General features: G+C 64.1%; 21 protein-coding genes. 17 read left to right on the forward strand and 4 right to left on the reverse strand.

Annotated elements, in window-relative coordinates; all coding sequences use genetic code 11:
• Positions 1-41: 41 nt before the first annotated feature.
• On the forward strand, positions 42-326 hold the full coding sequence (locus A4C63_RS11430) for a pyrimidine/purine nucleoside phosphorylase (protein ID WP_003259920.1): 285 nt from the start codon (positions 42-44) through the stop codon (positions 324-326).
• A 113-nt stretch (positions 327-439) separates the two neighbouring features.
• On the opposite strand, the gene A4C63_RS11435 is transcribed toward A4C63_RS11430, so the two are convergent.
• On the reverse strand, positions 440-1,132 hold the full coding sequence (locus tag A4C63_RS11435; RefSeq protein WP_063912755.1) for an alpha/beta family hydrolase: 693 nt from the start codon (positions 1,130-1,132) through the stop codon (positions 440-442).
• Between the two features lie 50 nt (positions 1,133-1,182).
• Here A4C63_RS11435 and ccoN (A4C63_RS11440) point away from each other — a divergent pair, with 50 nt between their 5' ends.
• The 16 genes from ccoN (A4C63_RS11440) (at position 1,183) to A4C63_RS11515 (ending at position 16,830) form a co-directional block, all read left to right on the forward strand.
• Entirely contained in the window at positions 1,183-2,607 is a 1,425-nt protein-coding gene (ccoN, locus tag A4C63_RS11440) for a cytochrome-c oxidase, cbb3-type subunit I (RefSeq protein WP_013973491.1), read from the forward strand.
• A 13-nt stretch (positions 2,608-2,620) separates the two neighbouring features.
• The gene (gene ccoO / locus A4C63_RS11445; protein ID WP_013973492.1) at positions 2,621-3,229 is read left to right on the forward strand and encodes a cytochrome-c oxidase, cbb3-type subunit II; all 609 of its coding nucleotides are present in this window, start codon (positions 2,621-2,623) and stop codon (positions 3,227-3,229) included.
• 5 nt (positions 3,230-3,234) lie between these two features.
• Complete coding sequence (locus A4C63_RS11450; protein WP_063912756.1) at positions 3,235-3,429, forward strand: CcoQ/FixQ family Cbb3-type cytochrome c oxidase assembly chaperone; 195 nt, start codon at positions 3,235-3,237, stop codon at positions 3,427-3,429.
• The gene (gene ccoP / locus A4C63_RS11455) at positions 3,426-4,367 is read left to right on the forward strand and encodes a cytochrome-c oxidase, cbb3-type subunit III (protein WP_063912757.1); all 942 of its coding nucleotides are present in this window, start codon (positions 3,426-3,428) and stop codon (positions 4,365-4,367) included. Before A4C63_RS11450 ends, ccoP (A4C63_RS11455) begins: the two co-directional genes overlap by 4 nt.
• A gap of 458 nt (positions 4,368-4,825) precedes the next feature.
• Complete coding sequence (gene ccoN, locus A4C63_RS11460) at positions 4,826-6,268, forward strand: cytochrome-c oxidase, cbb3-type subunit I (RefSeq protein WP_063912758.1); 1,443 nt, start codon at positions 4,826-4,828, stop codon at positions 6,266-6,268.
• Positions 6,268-6,876 (forward strand): cytochrome-c oxidase, cbb3-type subunit II, encoded by a 609-nt coding sequence (gene ccoO, locus A4C63_RS11465; RefSeq protein ID WP_013973496.1) that lies wholly within the window; start codon positions 6,268-6,270, stop codon positions 6,874-6,876. Before ccoN (A4C63_RS11460) ends, ccoO (A4C63_RS11465) begins: the two co-directional genes overlap by 1 nt.
• Positions 6,877-6,881: 5 nt before the next feature.
• The gene (locus tag A4C63_RS11470; RefSeq protein ID WP_003259925.1) at positions 6,882-7,073 is read left to right on the forward strand and encodes a CcoQ/FixQ family Cbb3-type cytochrome c oxidase assembly chaperone; all 192 of its coding nucleotides are present in this window, start codon (positions 6,882-6,884) and stop codon (positions 7,071-7,073) included.
• A complete protein-coding gene (ccoP, locus tag A4C63_RS11475) occupies positions 7,070-8,047 on the forward strand; it encodes a cytochrome-c oxidase, cbb3-type subunit III (protein ID WP_063912759.1) in 978 nt (325 codons plus the stop codon). Before A4C63_RS11470 ends, ccoP (A4C63_RS11475) begins: the two co-directional genes overlap by 4 nt.
• A gap of 320 nt (positions 8,048-8,367) precedes the next feature.
• Positions 8,368-9,783 carry a cytochrome c oxidase accessory protein CcoG gene (gene ccoG / locus A4C63_RS11480; RefSeq protein ID WP_063912760.1) on the forward strand — a complete coding sequence of 472 codons (1,416 nt, stop codon included), beginning with the start codon at positions 8,368-8,370 and terminating at the stop codon, positions 9,781-9,783.
• 15 nt (positions 9,784-9,798) lie between these two features.
• On the forward strand, positions 9,799-10,323 hold the full coding sequence (locus A4C63_RS11485; protein ID WP_063912761.1) for a FixH family protein: 525 nt from the start codon (positions 9,799-9,801) through the stop codon (positions 10,321-10,323).
• A 150-nt stretch (positions 10,324-10,473) separates the two neighbouring features.
• Positions 10,474-12,948, forward strand: coding sequence for a heavy metal translocating P-type ATPase (locus A4C63_RS11490; protein WP_063912762.1), 2,475 nt, complete (start codon positions 10,474-10,476; stop codon positions 12,946-12,948).
• Positions 12,927-13,142 (forward strand): cbb3-type cytochrome oxidase assembly protein CcoS, encoded by a 216-nt coding sequence (gene ccoS, locus A4C63_RS11495; RefSeq protein WP_063912763.1) that lies wholly within the window; start codon positions 12,927-12,929, stop codon positions 13,140-13,142. The genes A4C63_RS11490 and ccoS overlap by 22 nt, the downstream gene beginning before the upstream one ends.
• Positions 13,135-13,818, forward strand: a complete 684-nt coding sequence (locus tag A4C63_RS11500) for a sulfite exporter TauE/SafE family protein (RefSeq protein WP_063912764.1) — start codon at positions 13,135-13,137, stop codon at positions 13,816-13,818. Before ccoS ends, A4C63_RS11500 begins: the two co-directional genes overlap by 8 nt.
• A gap of 105 nt (positions 13,819-13,923) precedes the next feature.
• Positions 13,924-15,306, forward strand: a complete 1,383-nt coding sequence (gene hemN, locus A4C63_RS11505) for an oxygen-independent coproporphyrinogen III oxidase (protein ID WP_063912765.1) — start codon at positions 13,924-13,926, stop codon at positions 15,304-15,306.
• A 185-nt stretch (positions 15,307-15,491) separates the two neighbouring features.
• Positions 15,492-16,226 (forward strand): Crp/Fnr family transcriptional regulator FnrA, encoded by a 735-nt coding sequence (gene fnrA / locus A4C63_RS11510; RefSeq protein WP_016711709.1) that lies wholly within the window; start codon positions 15,492-15,494, stop codon positions 16,224-16,226.
• Between the two features lie 55 nt (positions 16,227-16,281).
• Positions 16,282-16,830 carry an adenine phosphoribosyltransferase gene (locus tag A4C63_RS11515; protein WP_009683910.1) on the forward strand — a complete coding sequence of 183 codons (549 nt, stop codon included), beginning with the start codon at positions 16,282-16,284 and terminating at the stop codon, positions 16,828-16,830.
• Positions 16,831-16,974: 144 nt separating this feature from the next.
• Here A4C63_RS11515 and recR read toward each other — a convergent pair whose 3' ends face one another.
• The 3 genes from recR to dnaX form a co-directional block, all read right to left on the reverse strand.
• Positions 16,975-17,577, reverse strand: coding sequence for a recombination mediator RecR (gene recR, locus A4C63_RS11520; protein ID WP_003259670.1), 603 nt, complete (start codon positions 17,575-17,577; stop codon positions 16,975-16,977).
• Between the two features lie 297 nt (positions 17,578-17,874).
• Positions 17,875-18,210, reverse strand: a complete 336-nt coding sequence (locus A4C63_RS11525; RefSeq protein WP_003259671.1) for a YbaB/EbfC family nucleoid-associated protein — start codon at positions 18,208-18,210, stop codon at positions 17,875-17,877.
• A gap of 64 nt (positions 18,211-18,274) precedes the next feature.
• Positions 18,275-20,344: a DNA polymerase III subunit gamma/tau gene (dnaX, locus tag A4C63_RS11530; protein ID WP_063912766.1), complete on the reverse strand. Its 2,070-nt coding sequence runs from the start codon at positions 20,342-20,344 to the stop codon at positions 18,275-18,277.
• Between the last annotated feature and the right edge of the window lie 39 nt (positions 20,345-20,383).

Here is a 20,383-nt window from a genome sequence, read left to right on the forward strand (position 1 = left end):
GGCCAGCCCTTTTTCATCCCCCCCCTTTTCAGGAGTCGCCCATGTTCCAGGTCAACGAGTACTTCAACGGCACCGTCAAGTCGATCGCATTCGCGGGCGAAGAAGGCCCGGCCACCGTCGGTGTGATGGCCCCGGGCGAATACGAGTTCGGCACTGCCAAGCGCGAGATCATGCACGTGGTTTCGGGTGCGCTGACCGTGAAACTGCCAGGTAGCGACAACTGGGAAACCTTCAAGGCGGGCGACAAGTTCAACGTACCGGCGGACAGCAAGTTCCAGTTGCAGGTGAAGGTGGATACCGCTTACCTGTGCGAGTACCGCGACTAAGCGGTAGCCTGTTCCGGCCTATTCGCGGGCATGCCCGCTCCCACAGGTTCACTACAAGCTTGCGGGCCTGCGTAGTACCTGTGGGAGCGGGTTCACCCGCGAAGAACCCGGCACTAATCCTTCAGGAGTGCTGCAACCTTCTCAGCCGCCGCCTGCAAATGCTGCTCATGGCTGAACCCCGAGGCCTTCAGCGGCTTCAGGTCATGGTCCCCCGCCACTAGCCAGCTCACTTCGATCGCCGGCGACAACGCATACCCTGCCACCGCCTCGCGGTTACCCAGCGCATCCCGCTCGCCCTGCACGATCAACGTCGGCGTCTTCAATTCGGCCAGGTGCTCGACCCGTGGTTTCTCCGGTTTGCCCACCGCATAGAACGGATAGCCCAGGCACACCAGTGCATCAGCCCCCAACTCATCGGCCAGCAGGCTGGCCATGCGCCCGCCCATGGACTTGCCACCCACCGCCAGCTTGCCCGTGACCAAAGGTCGCACCTGCCGGTACACCTCGCGCCAGCACTCCAGCAGCACCTTCTGCGGGTTCGGCGGCCGCTTGCCGCCGGTAACCCGGCGCTCGGCCATGTACGGGAACTCGAAGCGCACTACCGCCACCCCAAGCGCCGCAAGCCTTTGCGCCATTTCGTCCATGAACCCGCTGTCCATCGGCGCACCTGCGCCATGGGCCAGGATCAGGCAGCCCTTGTAGCCGCCCTGGCCCTGAACGTGCGGAGGATCGCAGCGCAAGCCTGGGACATTTCCGACCTTCGCCCATTGATCCCCGTCAATACCGGCACTTTGCCCATTAATCATGCTTGCCTCGCTGTAAAGCCTGCCAAATAACCGTGGATGGGAACCCATACATGAACACAACCAGCAGTACCGCCTATAACTACAAGGTGGTCCGCCAATTCGCCATCATGACGGTGGTGTGGGGAATCGTCGGGATGGGGCTCGGCGTCTTCATCGCCGCCCAGCTCGCCTGGCCTTCCCTCAACTTCGACCTCCCCTGGACCAGCTTCGGCCGCCTGCGCCCCCTGCATACCAATGCGGTGATCTTCGCCTTTGGCGGCTGTGCGCTGTTCGCCACCTCCTATTATTCGGTGCAACGCACCTGCCAGACCACCCTGTTCGCACCGGGCCTGGCCGCGTTCACCTTCTGGGGCTGGCAACTGGTGATCCTGCTGGCGGCCATCAGCCTGCCGCTGGGCTACACCAGCTCCAAGGAATACGCCGAACTGGAATGGCCGATCGACATCCTGATCACCATCGTCTGGGTGAGCTACGCCATCGTGTTCTTCGGCACGCTGATGAAGCGCAACACCAAGCACATCTATGTCGGTAACTGGTTCTTCGGCGGCTTCATCCTCACCGTGGCGATGCTGCACGTCGTCAACAACCTGGAACTGCCGGTCAGCCTGACCAAGTCCTACTCGGTCTATGCCGGCGCCACCGATGCCATGGTGCAGTGGTGGTATGGCCACAACGCCGTGGGCTTCTTCCTGACCGCGGGCTTCCTGGGGATGATGTACTACTACGTGCCCAAGCAGGCCGAACGCCCGGTGTATTCCTATCGCCTGTCGATCGTGCACTTCTGGGCGCTGATCACCCTGTACATCTGGGCCGGTCCGCACCACCTGCACTACACCGCGCTGCCTGACTGGGCACAGTCGCTGGGCATGGTGATGTCGCTGATCCTGCTGGCACCAAGCTGGGGCGGCATGATCAACGGCATGATGACCCTGTCCGGCGCCTGGCACAAACTGCGCAGCGACCCGATCCTGCGTTTCCTGGTGGTGTCGCTGGCGTTCTACGGCATGTCCACCTTCGAAGGCCCGATGATGGCCATCAAGACGGTCAACGCCCTCTCCCACTACACCGACTGGACCATCGGCCACGTGCACGCCGGCGCCCTCGGCTGGGTGGCGATGATCTCGATCGGCGCGCTGTACCACACCATCCCGAAAGTGTTCGGCAAAGAGCGCATGTACAGCATCGGCCTGATCAACGCGCACTTCTGGCTGGCCACCATCGGCACCGTGCTGTACATCGCCTCGATGTGGGTCAACGGTATCGCCCAGGGCCTGATGTGGCGCGCGGTCAACAGTGACGGCACGCTCACCTACTCGTTCGTGGAAACCCTGGTGGCCAGCCACCCAGGCTTCATCGTGCGCTTCGTCGGTGGTGCGATCTTCCTCAGCGGCATGTTCCTGATGGCCTGGAACACTTGGCGCACCGTGCGTTCGCCGGCGCTCGATGTCGCCCCTGCGAACGCCCAGCTGGCTTGAGGAGACCTGCCTGATGAAACATGAAGTCATCGAGAAAAACGTCGGCCTGCTGGCCCTGCTGATGGTGTTCGCCGTCAGTATCGGCGGCCTGACCCAGATCGTCCCGCTGTTCTTCCAGGACGTCACCAACAAACCGGTGGAAGGCATGAAGCCCTACACCGCACTGCAACTGGAAGGCCGCGACATCTACATCCGCGAAGGCTGCGTAGGCTGCCACTCGCAGATGATCCGCCCGTTCCGCGCCGAAACCGAGCGCTATGGCCACTACTCGGTGGCCGGTGAAAGCGTATGGGATCACCCGTTCCTGTGGGGTTCCAAGCGCACCGGGCCGGACCTGGCCCGGGTCGGTGGCCGCTACTCCGACGACTGGCACCGTGCGCACCTGTACAACCCGCGCAACGTGGTCCCGGAGTCGAAGATGCCGTCGTACCCGTGGCTGGTCGCCCAGCAGGTCGACAACAGCCACACCGACACCAAGATGCGCACCCTGCGCACCCTGGGCGTGCCCTACACCGACGACGACATCGCCGGGGCCCGCGACGCGGTCAAGGGCAAGACCGAGATGGACGCCCTGGTCGCCTACCTGCAGGTGCTCGGCACCGCGATCAAGAACAAGAGGTGAGTGCGATGGAAATGGACATCGGCATGATCCGCGGCCTGGGTACCCTGGTGGTGATGATCGCCTTCATCGGCCTCACCCTGTGGGTATTCAACCGCCGCCGCGACCATGATTTCGCCGAAGCGCGCCTGCTGCCCTTCGTCGACGACCGCCTGCCCTCTGCCGGACAGGAACCTGCTGCAAAAAGGAGTAACGGGCAATGACCACCTTCTGGAGTACGTACATCTGCGTACTGACCATCGGTAGCCTGATTGGCCTGACCTGGCTGTTGCTCGCCACCCGCAAGGGCCAGAGCAACAACACCACCGACCAGACCATGGGCCACAGCTTCGACGGCATCGAGGAATACGACAACCCGCTGCCCAAGTGGTGGTTCTGGCTGTTCGTCGGCACCCTGGTGTTCTCGGTCGGCTACCTGATCCTCTACCCGGGCCTGGGCAACTGGAAGGGCATCCTGCCAGGCTATGAAAACGGCTGGACCGGCGCCAACGAATGGCAGAAGGAAATGGACAAGGCCGACGCAAAATTCGGCCCGATCTTCGCCAAGTATGCTGCCATGCCCGTGGAAGAAGTGGCCAAGGACCCTCAGGCGCTGAAAATGGGCAGCCGCCTGTTCGCCTCCAACTGCTCGGTATGCCACGGCTCGGACGCCAAGGGTGCCTACGGCTTCCCCAACCTCACCGACAATGACTGGCGCTGGGGCGGCGAGGCGGAAACCATCAAGGCTTCGATCATGAACGGCCGCCACGGCGTGATGCCGGCCTGGGCCGAAGTGATCGGCGAGCAGGGCGTGGCGGATGTGGCCGCGTTCGTGCTCACCGACCTCGCTGGCCGCACCCTGCCGGAAGGGGTCAAGGCCGCCCCGGCCAAAGGCAAGGAGATCTTCGCCGGCAACTGCGTGGCCTGCCACGGGCCTGAAGGCAAGGGCACTCCGGCCATGGGTGCGCCAGACCTGACCCACCCGCAGGCGTTCATCTACGGTTCGAGCTTTGCCCAGTTGCAGCAGACCATTCGCTATGGTCGCCAGGGGCAGATGCCGGCGCAGGCCGAGATCCAGGGCAACGACAAGGTGCACCTGCTGGCGGCGTATGTGTATAGCCTGTCGCAGGATCAAGCTTCGCCAGACCTGACAGCCAAGTAACACCCCTTCGCGGCGGTTCGGCGTCCCGACTCGCCCGCTCCCACAGGTCAACCACAGATTTCAAGTATTGTGGTGAACCTGTGGGAGCGGGCAAGCCCGCGAAGGGCTGCAAAGCAGCCCCTCCCCCTGCTCTACCCCTCCTTGCACCCCCTCCGAACAGAACTAAGCTTGTTGCCTCAGTGGGCCTCGCTCCGAAAGGACCGAAGCAGACGCGGCGCGTAGCCTGTTGCCGTCCCGATAAAAAGCTTGACCGATCGATCAGAAAAAGACGAAAAACGGTACACATTACAAATATTTATTTGTGTACAATCGTCCAGACCCGATCGCTGCGGGACATCAGTGAACGGGCTCGGGCACGGGTCGGCGTACCAAAGTTGCGTTGCGGTAACCCCAGTGGTTATCAATACTGGCGCCGATTTTTCGACCAACAAGAACATCAAAACCGTGGAACCTTAGCAATGAGCACAGCAATCAGTCCGACTGCTTATAACTATAAGGTCGTCCGCCAGTTCGCCATCATGACGGTGGTCTGGGGGATCCTTGGCATGGGCCTCGGCGTCTTCATCGCCTCGCAGCTAGTATGGCCGCAACTGAACCTGGACCTGCCCTGGACCAGCTTCGGCCGCCTGCGCCCGCTGCACACCAACCTGGTGATCTTCGCCTTCGGGGGCTGTGCGCTGTTCGGCACCAGCTACTACGTGGTGCAGCGCACCTGCCAGACCCGGCTGATCTCCGACAGCATGGCCGCCTTCACCTTCTGGGGTTGGCAGGCGGTGATCGTCGGCGCGCTGATCACCCTGCCGATGGGCTACACCACCACCAAGGAATACGCCGAGCTCGAGTGGCCGCTGGCGATCCTGCTGGCCATCGTCTGGGTCACCTACGGGCTGGTGTTCTTCGGCACCATCGTCAAGCGCAAGACCAAGCACATCTATGTCGGCAACTGGTTCTACGGCGCCTTCATCGTGGTTACCGCGATGCTGCACATCGTCAACCACATCTCGCTGCCGGTAAGCCTGTTCAAGTCGTACTCGGCCTACTCCGGCGCCACCGACGCGATGATCCAGTGGTGGTACGGCCACAACGCCGTGGGCTTCTTCCTCACCACCGGCTTCCTGGGGATGATGTACTACTTCGTACCCAAGCAGGCCGAACGCCCGATCTACTCGTATCGCCTGTCGATCGTGCACTTCTGGGCACTGATCACCCTGTACATCTGGGCCGGCCCGCACCACCTGCACTACACCGCCCTGCCTGACTGGGCACAGTCGCTGGGCATGGTGATGTCGATCATCCTGCTGGCACCAAGCTGGGGGGGCATGATCAACGGCATGATGACCCTGTCCGGTGCCTGGCACAAACTGCGCACCGACCCGATCCTGCGCTTCCTGGTGGTGTCGCTGGCGTTCTACGGCATGTCCACCTTCGAAGGCCCGATGATGGCCATCAAGACCGTGAACTCGCTGTCGCACTACACCGACTGGACCATCGGCCACGTCCACGCCGGCGCCCTCGGCTGGGTGGCGATGATCTCGATCGGCGCCGTGTACCACATGATCCCGAAACTCTACGGTCGCGAGCAGATGCACAGCATCGGCCTGATCAACGCGCACTTCTGGCTGGCCACCATCGGTACTGTGCTGTACATCGCCTCGATGTGGGTAAACGGCATCACCCAGGGCCTGATGTGGCGCGCCATCAACGATGACGGCACCCTCACCTACTCCTTCGTCGAAGCCCTGCAGGCAAGCCACCCTGGCTATATCGTCCGCGCCCTGGGCGGTGCGTTCTTCGCCACCGGCATGCTGCTGATGGCCTACAACGTGTTCCGTACCGTACGTGCCGCCAACCCGGCACAGGCTGAGGAAGCCGCCAAGATCGTCGTCGTGGGAGCGCACTGATGAAGCATGAAGCCGTCGAGAAGAACATAGGCCTGCTGGCCTTCTTCATGGTCATCGCCGTGAGCGTCGGTGGCCTGACCCAGATCGTCCCGCTGTTTTTCCAGGACGTCACCAACAAACCCGTGGAAGGCATGAAGCCGCGCACCGCGCTGGAACTGGAAGGCCGCGATATCTACATCCGCGAAGGCTGCGTGGGCTGCCACTCGCAGATGATCCGCCCGTTCCGCGCCGAAACCGAGCGCTATGGCCACTACTCGGTGGCCGGTGAAAGCGTGTGGGACCACCCGTTCCTGTGGGGTTCCAAGCGTACCGGGCCGGACCTGGCCCGGGTCGGTGGCCGCTACTCCGATGACTGGCACCGTGCGCACCTGTACAACCCGCGCAACGTGGTACCGGAATCGAAGATGCCGTCGTACCCATGGCTGGTCGAGCACAAGCTCGACGGCAAGGACACCGCGAAGAAGATGGAAGTACTGCGCACCCTCGGCGTGCCGTACACCGACGCCGACATCGCCGGGGCCCGCGACGCGGTCAAGGGCAAGACCGAAATGGACGCCATCGTCGCGTACCTGCAGGGTCTTGGCACCATCATCAAGAGCAAACGGTGACGCTGATGGATATCGGGATGATTCGCGGCCTGGGCACCGTCGTGGTGATGGTGGCCTTCGTGGGCCTGGCGCTGTGGGTGTTCAACCCACGGCGTAAAAAGGACTTCGACGAAGCGACCCAACTGCCCTTCGCGGATGACCCCGAAGCCAGCCGGCACGTCGAGCAAGCAAAAGCTTCTGGGAGCAAAAAACAATGACAACCTTCTGGAGTCTGTACGTTACCGTCCTGACCCTGGGCACCATCTTCTCGTTGACCTGGCTGCTGCTGTCGACCCGCAAGGGCCAGCGCGAAGAGGTCACCGACGAAACCGTCGGGCATGCCTTCGATGGCATCGAGGAGTACGACAACCCGCTGCCGAAATGGTGGTTCTGGCTGTTCGTCGGCACCATCGTCTTCGCCCTCGGCTACCTGGTGCTGTACCCGGGCCTGGGCAACTGGAAAGGCATCCTGCCGGGCTACGCGTACCTGGACAACGACAAGCAGACCGAGTTCTCCAACGGCCAGCCGGGCTGGACCGGCGTGCACGAGTGGGAAAAGGAAATGGCCAAGGCCGACGCCCGCTTCGGGCCGATCTTCGCCAAGTTCGCCGCCATGCCCATCACTGAGGTGGCCAAGGACCCGCAGGCACTGAAGATGGGCGCACGGCTGTTCGCTTCCAACTGCTCGGTGTGCCACGGCTCCGACGCCAAGGGTGCCTTCGGCTTCCCTAACCTCACCGACAACGACTGGCGCTGGGGCGGCGAGCCGGACACCATCAAGACCACCATCATGGGCGGCCGCCACGGCGTGATGCCGGCCTGGGCCGAGGTGATCGGTGACCAGGGCGTGGCCGACGTGGCCGCGTTCGTGGTCAGCAAGCTCGATGGCCGTACCCTGCCAGAGGGCGTGAAGGCCGATGCCGAGAACGGGCAGAAGATCTTCGCCGCCAACTGCGTGGCCTGCCACGGGCCTGAGGGCAAGGGTACGCCGGCCATGGGCGCGCCGAACCTGACCCACCCGCAGGCGTTCATCTACGGTTCGAGCTTTGCACAACTGCAGCAGACCATCCGCTATGGCCGCCAGGGGCAGATGCCGGCCCAGGAGCAGTTGCAGGGCAATGACAAGGTGCACTTGCTGGCGGCTTATGTGTACAGCCTGTCGCATCAGGCGGAGCCGGCCAAGGCTGAGTAAGCAGGCCCGGCCTCTTCGCGGGCGCGCCCGCTCCCACAGGGATTACACCAACTTCAAGACTGGTGAAGAACCTGTGGGAGCGGGCAAGCCCGCGAAGAGGCCGGCAAAGGCACAGCATTTCTCGCAGGCTGATGACCTGGATCAATTGACACCCGCCATAACACGATTCATACCACGACCCCAACGCGACTAAAGGTCGCAGCGCGACCCCATACTGCCATCAGCGGCGTATCATGGGCCGCAGAGCGCTAGCAGATTGCGCGAGACTGCGGCCGGCACGCACTGGCTGCGGCGTTTCTCCACTGCCGTGGGACTTGATGATGAGCAAGCAAATTCCGGTACATGACGTCACCCCGCCTGCCAACAAAGGGAAGGATTCCGTCGACCTCTACGCCTCCCGGGAAAAAATCTACACCCGCGCCTTCACCGGCCTGTTCCGACGCCTGCGCATGGTCGGCGGGGCAGTGCTGTTCCTGCTGTACTTCGGCACCGTGTGGCTGAACTGGGGCGGCCACCAGGCCGTGTGGTGGAACCTGCCCGAGCGCAAGTTCTACATCTTCGGCGCCACCATCTGGCCGCAAGACTTCATTCTGCTTTCGGGCATCCTCATCGTTGCCGCCTTCGGCCTGTTCTTCATCACCGTGTTCGCCGGCCGGGTGTGGTGCGGCTACACCTGCCCGCAAAGCGTGTGGACATGGATTTTCATGTGGTGCGAAAAGGTCACCGAGGGCGACCGCAACCAGCGCATGAAGCTCGACAAAGCCCCCATGAGCGGCAACAAGTTCCTGCGCAAGTTCGCCAAGCACAGCCTGTGGCTGCTGATCGGTTTCGTCACCGGCATGACCTTTGTCGGCTATTTCTCGCCGATCCGTGAACTGGCCACCGAATTCTTTACCGGTCAGGCTGACGGCTGGGCCTACTTCTGGGTCGGCTTCTTCACCCTCGCCACCTACGGCAACGCCGGCTGGCTGCGCGAGCAGGTGTGCGTGTACATGTGCCCCTACGCGCGCTTCCAGAGCGTGATGTTCGACAAGGACACGCTGATCGTTTCCTACGACCCGCGCCGTGGCGAAACCCGCGGCCCGCGCAAAAAGGACCTGGACTACAAGGCTGCGGGCCTGGGCGACTGCATCGATTGCACCATGTGCGTGCAGGTCTGCCCCACCGGCATCGACATCCGTGACGGCCTGCAGATCGAGTGCATCGGCTGCGCCGCGTGCATCGACGCCTGTGACAACATCATGGACAAGATGAACTACCCAAAAGGGCTGATCAGCTACACCACCGAACACAACCTGTCCGGGCAGAAGACCCACCTGCTGCGCCCGCGGCTGATCGGTTACGCCGTGGTACTGCTGGTGATGATGGTCGGCCTGGCCACCGCCTTCGCCACCCGTTCGCTGGTCGGTTTCGACGTCAGCAAGGACCGCGTGCTTTACCGCGAGAACGCCCAGGGGCGGATCGAGAACGTGTACAGCCTGAAGGTGATGAACAAGGACCAGCGTGACCATGTCTACGTGCTGGACGCCACCGGCCTGCCGGACCTGAAGCTTGAAGGCCAGCGCGAGATCCGCGTGGACGCTGGTGATATCGTCAGCCTGCCGGTGCAACTGTCGATCGCGCCCGAGAAACTGCCGTCGACCACCAACGAAATCACCTTCATCCTCAAGAGCGCCGATGACAGCGACGCACAGCTTGAAGCCAAGAGCCGTTTCATCGGCCCACAGATCCGCTAAGAGAGATAACCACCAATGCCTGCCACCGCCACCAGCCCCTGGTACAAGCACCTCTGGCCCTGGATCATCATCGGCATCCTCGCCACCTCGGTGTGCCTGAGCCTGACCATGGTCAGCATCGCCGTGCACAACCCGGACAACCTGGTGAACGACAATTACTACGAGGCCGGCAAGGGCATCAACCGCTCGCTGGACCGAGAACTGCTGGCACAGAACCTGGGCCTGAAGGCCGGCGTGCACCTGGACGAGCTGACCGGCGAAGTGGACGTGCGCCTGGCCGGCAACAGCGACCCGCAGAGCCTGGAGCTGAACCTGATTTCGCCGACCCAGCCGGAGAAAGACCGTAAGGTGCTGCTGAGCAGGGTCGAGGCCGGGCGCTATGTGGGGCAGCTGGAAGACAAGGTCGACGGGCGGCGCTTCGTCGAACTGCTGGGGAGCGAAGGTGGCCAGGTTTGGCGCTTGTTCGAGGAAGAAAAGGTGGAGCATGGTGTGACCTTGCAGCTGGGTGATGAAGCGCTCCAGGGGGCCGAGCACCGATAAACGCACCTCCGCCGCTCCTTGTGGGAGCGGGTTTACCCGCGAAGGCGTCAGACCTTAAAGCATCATCGCCGGATCTGACGCTTTCGCGGGTGAACCCGCTCCCACAGGCACCGTGCCCAACCAGCCGATTTGTGTAAGGCAAATGATGTGATGACCCAACCCACCCCCTGCTACCACTGCGCCCTGCCCGTCCCCGCTGGCAGCCGCTTCACCGCTGTGGTCCTCGGTGAGCCCCGGCAGTTCTGCTGCCCCGGCTGCCAGGCGGTGGCCGAGTCGATCGTTGCCGGTGGCCTGGAGCACTACTACCAGCACCGCAGCGACAACAGCGCCAACCCCGAGGCCCTGCCCAATCAGCTACAGGACGAACTGGCCCTCTACGACCGCAGCGACGTACAGCAAACCTTCGTTCGCCATGCCGGCGATCTGGCCGAAGCTACCCTGCTGGTCGAAGGCATCAGCTGCGCCGCCTGCGGCTGGCTGATCGAAAAGCACCTGCGCAACCTGCCCGGTGTTGCCGAAGCACGCCTGAACCTGTCCAACCACCGCCTGCTGCTGAACTGGGACGACAAGCAACTGCCACTCTCGCGCCTGCTCGCCGAGCTGCGCCAGATCGGCTACGCCGCCCACCCCTACCAGCCCGACCAGGCCACCGAGCAACTGGCCCGCGAGAACCGCAGCGCCCTGCGCCGCCTGGGCGTGGCCGGGCTGCTGTGGTTTCAGGCGATGATGGCAACCATGGCCACCTGGCCGGAATTCAACATCGACCTGTCGCCCGAACTGCACACCATCCTGCGCTGGGTGGCGCTGTTCCTCACCATCCCCATCGTGTTCTACAGCTGCGCACCATTCTTCAAGGGCGCGGCACGCGACCTGCGCACCCGCCACCTGACCATGGACGTTTCGGTGTCGCTGGCCATTGGCCTGGCCTTCGGCGCCGGCATCTGGACCGCCATCACCGGCAGCGGCGAGCTGTATTTCGACACCGTGGGCATGTTTGCGCTGTTCCTGCTCACTGGCCGCTACCTGGAGCGCCGCGCCCGCGAACGCACCGCCGCGGCCACTGCGCAGCTGGTCAACCTGCTGCCGGCCTCGTGCCTGCGCCTGGACACCCACGGCCGCAGCGAGCGCATCCTGCTCAGCGAACTGCAGTGCGGTGACACGGTACAGGTGCTGCCAGGCGCAGTAATCCCCGCCGACGGGCGCATCGTCGAAGGCCGCTCCAGCGTCGATGAATCGCTGCTGACCGGTGAATACCTGCCGCAACCACGCCGAGTCGGCGAGCGGGTTACCGGCGGCACCCTGAATGTCGAAAGCACCCTGAACGTGGAAGTGGAAGCCCTCGGCCACGACTCGCGGTTGTCGGCCATTGTCCGCCTGCTGGAACGCGCCCAGACCGAGAAACCACGCCTGGCCGAAATCGCCGACCGGGCCTCGCAGTGGTTCCTGCTGTTCTCGCTGCTGGCCGCCGCAGCCATCGGCCTGTGGTGGTGGCACCAGGACCCGGCGCGGGCGTTCTGGATCGTACTGGCCATGCTGGTAGCGACCTGCCCTTGCGCGCTGTCCCTGGCCACGCCAACGGCGCTTACTGCGGCCACCGGCACCTTGCACAAGCTCGGCCTGCTGGTGACCCGCGGCCATGTGCTGGAAGGCCTGAACCAGATCGACACGGTGATTTTCGACAAGACCGGCACCCTGACCGAAGGCCGCCTGACCTTGCGCAGCATCCGCCCGCTCGGCAGCCTGCCCGCCGACCGCTGCCTGGCCTTGGCCGCGGCGCTGGAAAACCGCTCCGAACACCCCATCGCCCGTGCCTTCGGCCGCACCGCCATGCCTGCTGACGATGTGCAGACCGTACCTGGCCTGGGCCTGGAAGGGCTGGTCGAAGGCCAGCAACTGCGCATTGGCCAGGCCACCTTCGTCTGTGCCCTGAGCGGCGCGGAAATCCCCGCTGTGCCGGAGCCACGCGGCCAGTGGCTGCTGCTGGGCGACCGCCAGGGCCCGCTGGCCTGGTTCGGCCTGGACGACCGCCTGCGCGACGATGCCCCTGCCCTGTTGGCAGCCTGCAAGGCCCGTGGCTGGCGCACGCTGCTGCTGTCCGGCGACAGCTCGCCGATGGTTGCCGAAGTGGCCGCACAGCTGGGCATCGACCAGGCCATCGGCGGCCTGCGCCCGGACGACAAACTGGACCGGCTGAAGGCGTTGCAGGCAGCCGGGCGCAAGGTGCTGATGCTGGGCGACGGGGTCAACGACGTGCCGGTGCTGGCCGCCGCCGACATCAGCATCGCCATGGGCAGCGCCACCGACCTGGCCAAGACCAGCGCCGACGCCGTGCTGCTGTCCAACCGCCTGCAGGCGCTGGTACAGGCCTTCGAACTGGCCCGCCGCACCCGCCGCAACATCCTCGAGAACCTGCTGTGGGCGACCCTGTATAATGGCCTGATGTTGCCGTTTGCCGCGCTCGGCTGGATCACCCCGGTATGGGCAGCCATCGGCATGTCGGTCAGTTCACTGATCGTGGTGCTCAACGCCCTGCGCCTGACCCGCCTGCCCTTGGCATCGGGCTTGCCAACGAATGAAGCGCCCCTGCCTGGGAGGAAGTCACCATGCCCGCCCTCTACATCATGATCCCCGCGGCCCTGCTGCTGGTCGGCGTGGCCGTGTACATCTTCTTCTGGGCGGTGGACAGTGGCCAGTACGACGACCTGGAAAGCCCGGCCCACAGCATCCTGTTCGACGACCAGGACCCGCGCCACCAGGCGGCGGTGAAGCCTGACGACAGCCAGGCCGACACCGACAAGGAACCCCCACCCCGTGCCTGACCTGCTGCCCCTGCTGGGCTCGGCGATGATCCTCGGCCTGCTCGGCGGCGGCCACTGCCTGGGCATGTGCGGCGGCCTGATGGGCGCGCTGACCCTTGCCATCCCGCCCGAACAACGTGGCCGGCGCTTGCGCCTGCTGCTGGCTTACAACCTTGGGCGCATTCTCAGTTATGCCTGTGCCGGCCTGCTGCTGGGCCTGGCCGGCTGGGCCGTGGCCAGCAGCCCGGCGGCGCTGGCACTGCGGGTGGTGGCGGCGCTGCTGTTGATCGCCATGGGGCTGTACCTGGCCGGCTGGTGGAGCGGGCTGACCCGCATCGAGGCACTGGGCCGGGGGCTGTGGCGGCATATCCAGCCAGTGGCGTCGCGCTTGCTGCCAGTGTCCAGCCTGCCCCGCGCGTTGCTGCTGGGGGCGCTGTGGGGCTGGCTGCCATGCGGCCTGGTGTACAGCACCTTGCTGTGGGCAGCCAGCCAAGGCAATGCCGGGTACAGCGCGACGCTGATGCTGGCGTTCGGCGTGGGGACCTGGCCGGTGCTGCTGGCTACCGGATTAGCCGCGGAGCGGGTAAACATTTTGTTGAAAAGACGCAGTGTGCGGGTGGCTGGCGGGGTGCTGGTGATGCTGTTTGGTATCTGGACCATGCCTGGACCGCACCAGCATTGGTTGATGGGGCATTGATGGGGGCTGCTCTGCAGCCCTAATGCCCTTGATACAAATCAACACAGATTCCTACAGACGGCCATAGACTCCGGGGCACTGCTGCTCTTTCCGGGGACCGCCCTCATGCTCGACGACCTACGTTGGGATACCGACCTGATCCGCCGCTACGACCTGGCCGGACCACGCTACACCTCTTACCCGACCGCCGTGCAACTGCACAGCGAAGTGGGCTCGTTCGACCTGCTCCACGCCCTGCGCGAGAGCCGTCGGGCCGTGCGCCCGCTGTCGCTGTACGTGCACGTGCCGTTCTGCGCCAACATCTGCTACTACTGCGCCTGCAACAAGGTCATCACCAAGGACCGCGGCCGCGCCGCGCCCTACCTGCAGCGCCTGGAGCAGGAAATCCAGCTGATCGCCTGCCACCTCGCCCCTAAACAACGTGTTGAACAGCTGCATTTCGGCGGCGGCACACCGACCTTCCTCAGCCATGTGGAACTGCGCCAGCTGATGGCCACCCTGCGCCAGCACTTCCATCTGCTGGACGACGATTCCGGCGACTACGGTATCGAGATCGACCCGCGCGAGGCCGACTGGTCGACCATGGGCCTGCTCCGCGAGCTGGGCTTCAACCGCGTCAGCCTGGGCGTGCAGGACCTCGACCCGGCCGTGCAGCGCGCGGTCAACCGCCTGCAGAGCCTGGAACAGACCCGCACCCTGATCGAAGCCGCGCGCACCCTGCAGTTCCGCTCGATCAACCTCGACCTGATCTACGGCCTGCCCAAGCAAACCCCGGAAGGCTTTGCCCGCACCGTCGAAGAAGTGATCCGCCTGCAACCCGACCGTCTGTCGGTGTTCAACTACGCCCACCTGCCCGAGCGCTTCATGCCGCAACGGCGCATCGACAGCAATGACCTGCCCAGCGCGGCCGCCAAGCTGGAGATGCTGCACGCCACCATCGACCAGCTGACCGCAGCCGGCTACCGCTACATCGGCATGGACCACTTCGCGCTGCCCGACGACGAGCTGGCCATCGCCCAGGAGGAAGGCACCCTGCAGCGTAACTTCCAGGGCTACACCACCCATGGGCACTGCGACCTAATCGGCCTGGGCGTGTCGGCCATCAGCCAGATCGGCGACTTGTACTGCCAGAACAGCAGCGACCTCAACACCTACCAGGACAGCCTGTCCAACGCCCAGCTGGCCACCCAGCGCGGCCTGCTGTGCAACCACGACGACCGCATACGCCGGGCGGTGATCCAGCAGCTGATCTGCCATTTCGAGCTGGATTTCGAGCCGATCGAACAGGCCTTCACCATCGATTTTCGCGGCTACTTCAACGACCTCTGGCCGGAACTGCTGACCTTGCAGCGCGACGGCCTGATCCGCCTGGACGACAAGGGCATCCGCATCCTGCCGGCCGGCCGCCTGCTGGCGCGCTCGGTGTGCATGGTGTTCGACGCCTACCTGGCAATGCACAACCGCCAGCGCTTTTCGCGGGTGATCTGAAACCGAGTCGTTCAACCGCATGGACAAGTTTCCTTGCCAGGCACACCATGGGCACAGCGAAGGCCCCGGCGCGCACCCGCCGGGGCCAGTCCAGCTCGCACCACAACAGCGCACGCTGGCCTACAACCTACGCCGTGAGTTACCCTTACGTCTTATGTGTGCTTTCCCACAAGGATCGAATGAAAATGTCCGAGCCAGTCAAACTGCGCCCACACAACCAGGCCCATTGCAAGGACTGCAGCCTGGCCCCCCTGTGCCTGCCTCTGTCACTGAACCTGGAAGACATGGATGCACTGGACGAAATCGTCAAGCGTGGGCGGCCGCTGAAAAAAGGCGAGTTCCTGTTCCGCCAGGGTGACAATTTCGGCTCGGTCTACGCGGTACGTTCCGGCGCCCTGAAAACCTTCAGCCTCAGCGACAGCGGCGAAGAACAGATTACCGGCTTCCACCTGCCCAGCGAGCTGGTCGGCCTGTCGGGCATGGACACCGAGGCTTATCCGGTATCGGCCCAGGCCCAGGAAACCACCTCGGTGTGCGAAATTCCGTTCGAGCGCCTCGACGAGCTGTCGGTGCAACTGCCGCAGCTTCGCCGCCAGCTGATGCGGGTAATGAGCCGGGAAATCCGCGACGACCAGCAAATGATGCTGCTGCTGTCGAAAAAGACCGCCGACGAGCGTATTGCCACCTTCCTGGTCAACCTGTCGGCGCGCTTCCGCGCCCGCGGCTATTCGGCCAACCAGTTCCGCCTGAGCATGTCGCGCAACGAAATCGGCAACTACCTGGGCCTGGCGGTGGAAACCGTGTCGCGGGTGTTCACCCGCTTCCAGCAGAACGGCCTGATCCGTGCCGAAGGCAAGGAAGTGCACATCCTCGACCCGATCCAGCTATGCGCGCTGGCCGGTGGTGCAATCGAGGCCTGAAGCCGGCGTTTAGCGGGTATACTTGGGCATTCGTTTTTCCAGGATACCCGCAACAATGCACAGCGACGCCTTCGACCTCAAAGCCTTGATCCGCCCGGTAGTGGACTTCCCCAAACCCGGCGTGATCTTCCGCGACATCACCCCGCTGTTCCAGTCGCCGCGCGGGTTGCGCTATGTGGCCGACCAGTTCATCGAGCGCTATGTCGAGGCCGAGTTCAGCCACATCGGTGCCATGGATGCGCGAGGCTTTCTGATCGGCTCGATCATCGCCCACCAGCTGAACAAGCCACTGATCCTGTTCCGCAAGCAGGGCAAGCTGCCGGCTGACGTGCTGAGCGAGGGTTACCAGACCGAGTACGGCGAAGCCTTCCTGGAAGTGCATGCCGACAGCCTGTGCGAAGGGGATTCGGTGTTGATCTTCGATGATTTGATTGCTACTGGCGGTACGCTGCTGGCAGCGGCCAACCTGGTGCGTCGGACCGGGGCGCAGGTGTTCGAGGCGGCGGCGATCATTGATTTGCCGGAGCTGGATGGGTCACGCCGGCTGCAGGCGGCCGGGGTACCGACCTTCTGCCTGACCGAGTTTTCCCTCAGCGAGTACTGAGTTGGATTTGGGGCTGCTTTGCAGCCCATTCGCGGCACAAGGCCGCTCCTACAGGGATCGCGAAATATCCGAAAATTAACGCGGTCCCTGTAGGAGCGGCCTTGTGCCGCGAATGGGCCGCAAAGCGGCCCCAACAATTCTCGATCAGAGCGAAATCGGCCGACGCCCCGCAAACGCATGGGCCAAGGTCCCACCATCCACCAGCTCCAGCTCGCCGCCCAGCGGTACGCCATGGGCAATCCGCGACGCCACCAGGCCCTTCTCGCTCAGCAACTGGGCAATGTAATGCGCCGTCGCCTCCCCTTCCACCGTCGGGTTGGTCGCCAGGATCACCTCGGTGAAGGTGCCCTGTTCCTCAATCCGCGCCATCAGCTGCGGAATCCCGATCGCCTCCGGCCCCAGGCCATCCAGCGGTGACAAATGGCCCTTGAGCACGAAGTAACGGCCACGGTAGCCGGTCTGCTCCACCGCATACACGTCGGTCGGCCCTTCGACCACACACAACTGGGTATCGTCACGGCGCGTGTCAGCGCATTGCGGGCACAGCTCCTGCTCGGTCAGGGTGCGGCACTGACGGCAATGCCCAACTCCTTCCATGGCCTGGGTCAAGGCCTGGGCCAGGCGCAGGCCGCCACTGCGGTCACGCTCGAGCAGTTGCAGGGCCATGCGCTGGGCGGTTTTCTGGCCGACACCCGGGAGAATACGCAGGGCATCGATCAGTTGGCGGATGAGAGGGCTGAAGCTCATGGGAAAGGCCTGACAAACAAATAAGAGGCGGTTTATACCCAGCGGGGGGCAATGGCGTCAAATCCGCCCCACGACCTGTGCGGTCCGCCTTGTTTGTGGGAGCGGCCTTGTGTCGCGAAAGGGTCGCGCAGCGGCCCCGGGATTTCAGCTACGCAGCGTGAATTGCCGGGGCTGCTGCGCAGCCCTTTCGCGACACAAGGCCGCTCCCACAAAAAACACACCGCACCAGGGTTGAAATCTCACCAACAAAAAAACCGCCGCTGTTGTCAGCGGCGGTTTTCGGTAACGCAAATGCCCTTAGAACGGCATCTTGAAGCCCGGCGGCAGCTGCATGCCAGCGGTCATGCTGCCCATCTTGTCCTGGCTGTTCTGCTCGACCTTGCGCACAGCGTCGTTCAGCGCGGCGGCGATCAGGTCTTCCAGCACTTCCTTGTCGTCTTCATCGGTCGACATCAGGCTCTGGTCGATGCTGACACGCTTGACGTCGTGACGACCGGTCATCACTACGCTCACCAGGCCGCCACCGGACTGGCCGGTGACTTCGGCGTTGGCCAGCTCTTCCTGCATCTTCTGCATCTTTTCCTGCATCTGCTGGGCCTGCTTCATCAGGCCGGCCATGCCACCTTTCATCATGGGGGTATACCTCGATTGGGTCATGTGATGCGACCCGGCACCGGGCCGGCCGCATGGTTATCCGTTACTGGCCCTGATTCACCAGGGCTTCTACAGGCTCAATAGTATCCTGCCGCACCTTGGCGCCGAACAACTTGATCATCTGCTGGATCAACGGATCCTGTTCGATCGAGTTGACTGCGTCCTGCTGGCGCTCGGCACGCTTGCGCGCCGCTGCCTGGGCCGGGGTTTCCTGCTCGGGCAGGATCAGTTCGATACGCAGGTTCAGCGTGCGCCCCAGGTGCTGGTTGAGCGCTTCGTTCAGGCGCCGCTGCTGGGTGGCGTTGAACAGCGCACCCTGGCCAGGGTCCAGGTGCAGTAACCAGTCGTCGCCATCAGCGGCGATCAACGTACAGTTTGCCGCGATGTTGCCTGTCATCCCGGACACAGGCAACTGTGGGAATAATTCCAGCCATTGCAGGGCCAGGCCGGTGGCTGGCTTGGCTGCTGGCAGCGGCTCGGCTGCCGGCTTGGGTGCTTCTTCCTGGACGTGCTCGGCCAGTTCGTCCAGGTAGCTGAAGCCCACCGGGTCGCTCTCGCCGCCGTAATAGTCTTCGTCCAGTGGCGGCTCATCGTCGCGGTCCATGCCCACGGCGGCATAGGCGGACGGGTCGAAGGGCGGCTCGTCGTGTGCCGGGGCGACAGGCGCCGGCGCAGGGGGCGGTGCAGGAGCCGGCGCAGGCTCGGCCACTACCGGCGCGGGCGCTGGTGCGGGCTCTTCCCATGGCAGGTCAACCACCTCTGCCACGGGCTCTGGTTCGGGTTCTGGCTCAGGTTCACAAACCGGGGCAGGCTCAGCCGCCACCACAGGCTCGACAACCGGCTGTGGCGCTGGCTCGACCGGTGCGGGTGCCTGCACTTGTGGCGCGGCAGCCGGTGCAACAGGCTCCACGACAGTAGCAGCCGGCGGCGCCACGGCAACCGCCGGCGCTGCCACCGGTGTTGCAGGATCAGCTGTGGCCTGGCTGATCCCCGCTGGCTTTAGTACCGGCTTCGGCGCATCGTCGGTGTCGGCCGGGCGGAACGCCAGCATGCGCAGCAGGACCATTTCGAAACCGCCACGCGGGTCCGGCGCCAGGGGAAGGTCACGGCGGCCGATCAGGCCCATCTGGTAATAGAACTGCACATCCTCGGCCGGCAGTGCCGAGGCCAGCGCCAGCACTCGCTCACGGTCGCCCTGGCCGTTGTCCACCGCTTCCGGCAGCGCCTGGGCAATCGCCACGCGGTGCAGCACATTGAGCATCTCGGCCAGCACGCCAGCCCAGTCCGGCCCCTGCTCGGCCAGGTTGCGCACGGCCTCCAGCAAGGCGCGGGCATCGCCTTCGAGCAGCGCCTGCAGCACACCGTAGACCTGGCCATGGTCGAGGCTGCCAAGCATGGCCCGCACATCGGCGGCCAGCACCTTGCCTTCGCCAAAGGCGATGGCCTGGTCGGTCAGGCTCATCGCGTCACGCATCGAGCCATCGGCCGCGCGGCCCAGCAGCCACAGGGCGTCCGGCTCGAACGGCACATTTTCGGCGGCCAGCACATGGCTGAGGTGCTCGACCACCCGCTCCGGGCTCATGTTCTTCAGCGAGAACTGCAAGCAACGCGACAGGATGGTGGCCGGCAGTTTTTGCGGGTCGGTGGTGGCGAGGATGAACTTGACGTAGGGCGGCGGCTCTTCCAGCGTCTTGAGCAAGGCGTTGAACGAGTGGGTCGAGAGCATGTGCACTTCGTCGATCAGGTAGACCTTGAAGCGCCCACGGCTCGGGGCGTACTGCACGTTATCGAGCAGTTCGCGGGTGTCCTCGACCTTGGTGCGGCTGGCGGCGTCGATCTCGATCAGGTCGACGAAACGGCCTTCGTCGATCTCCCGGCACACCGAGCAGGTGCCACAGGGCGTGGAGGTGATACCGGTTTCGCAGTTCAGGCACTTGGCGATGATACGCGCAATGGTGGTCTTGCCCACGCCCCGGGTACCGGTGAACAGGTAGGCATGGTGCAGGCGCTGGTTGTCCAAGGCGTTGATCAAGGCCTTGAGCACATGGGCCTGGCCGACCATTTCGCGGAACGAGCGCGGACGCCATTTACGTGCAAGAACCTGATAACTCATCGAAAAACCATCGTAGCCTGATCGAGCGGAAGATCGCTA

Source organism: Pseudomonas sp. p21, from assembly GCF_001642705.1.
In the GTDB taxonomy this organism is placed as follows: Bacteria; Pseudomonadota; Gammaproteobacteria; order Pseudomonadales; family Pseudomonadaceae; genus Aquipseudomonas.

What these genes read in the sequence shown, in the direction of transcription:
- A4C63_RS11430 (WP_003259920.1), top strand. Translation starts at nt 42, where the DNA reads ATGTTCCAGGTCAACGAGTACTTCAACGGCACCGTCAAGTCGATCGCA.
- A4C63_RS11435 (WP_063912755.1), bottom strand. Translation starts at nt 1,132, where the DNA reads ATGATTAATGGGCAAAGTGCCGGTATTGACGGGGATCAATGGGCGAAG.
- ccoN (WP_013973491.1), top strand. Translation starts at nt 1,183, where the DNA reads ATGAACACAACCAGCAGTACCGCCTATAACTACAAGGTGGTCCGCCAA.
- ccoO (WP_013973492.1), top strand. Translation starts at nt 2,621, where the DNA reads ATGAAACATGAAGTCATCGAGAAAAACGTCGGCCTGCTGGCCCTGCTG.
- A4C63_RS11450 (WP_063912756.1), top strand. Translation starts at nt 3,235, where the DNA reads ATGGAAATGGACATCGGCATGATCCGCGGCCTGGGTACCCTGGTGGTG.
- ccoP (WP_063912757.1), top strand. Translation starts at nt 3,426, where the DNA reads ATGACCACCTTCTGGAGTACGTACATCTGCGTACTGACCATCGGTAGC.
- ccoN (WP_063912758.1), top strand. Translation starts at nt 4,826, where the DNA reads ATGAGCACAGCAATCAGTCCGACTGCTTATAACTATAAGGTCGTCCGC.
- ccoO (WP_013973496.1), top strand. Translation starts at nt 6,268, where the DNA reads ATGAAGCATGAAGCCGTCGAGAAGAACATAGGCCTGCTGGCCTTCTTC.
- A4C63_RS11470 (WP_003259925.1), top strand. Translation starts at nt 6,882, where the DNA reads ATGGATATCGGGATGATTCGCGGCCTGGGCACCGTCGTGGTGATGGTG.
- ccoP (WP_063912759.1), top strand. Translation starts at nt 7,070, where the DNA reads ATGACAACCTTCTGGAGTCTGTACGTTACCGTCCTGACCCTGGGCACC.
- ccoG (WP_063912760.1), top strand. Translation starts at nt 8,368, where the DNA reads ATGAGCAAGCAAATTCCGGTACATGACGTCACCCCGCCTGCCAACAAA.
- A4C63_RS11485 (WP_063912761.1), top strand. Translation starts at nt 9,799, where the DNA reads ATGCCTGCCACCGCCACCAGCCCCTGGTACAAGCACCTCTGGCCCTGG.
- A4C63_RS11490 (WP_063912762.1), top strand. Translation starts at nt 10,474, where the DNA reads ATGACCCAACCCACCCCCTGCTACCACTGCGCCCTGCCCGTCCCCGCT.
- ccoS (WP_063912763.1), top strand. Translation starts at nt 12,927, where the DNA reads ATGCCCGCCCTCTACATCATGATCCCCGCGGCCCTGCTGCTGGTCGGC.
- hemN (WP_063912765.1), top strand. Translation starts at nt 13,924, where the DNA reads ATGCTCGACGACCTACGTTGGGATACCGACCTGATCCGCCGCTACGAC.
- fnrA (WP_016711709.1), top strand. Translation starts at nt 15,492, where the DNA reads ATGTCCGAGCCAGTCAAACTGCGCCCACACAACCAGGCCCATTGCAAG.
- A4C63_RS11515 (WP_009683910.1), top strand. Translation starts at nt 16,282, where the DNA reads ATGCACAGCGACGCCTTCGACCTCAAAGCCTTGATCCGCCCGGTAGTG.
- recR (WP_003259670.1), bottom strand. Translation starts at nt 17,577, where the DNA reads ATGAGCTTCAGCCCTCTCATCCGCCAACTGATCGATGCCCTGCGTATT.
- A4C63_RS11525 (WP_003259671.1), bottom strand. Translation starts at nt 18,210, where the DNA reads ATGATGAAAGGTGGCATGGCCGGCCTGATGAAGCAGGCCCAGCAGATG.
- dnaX (WP_063912766.1), bottom strand. Translation starts at nt 20,344, where the DNA reads ATGAGTTATCAGGTTCTTGCACGTAAATGGCGTCCGCGCTCGTTCCGC.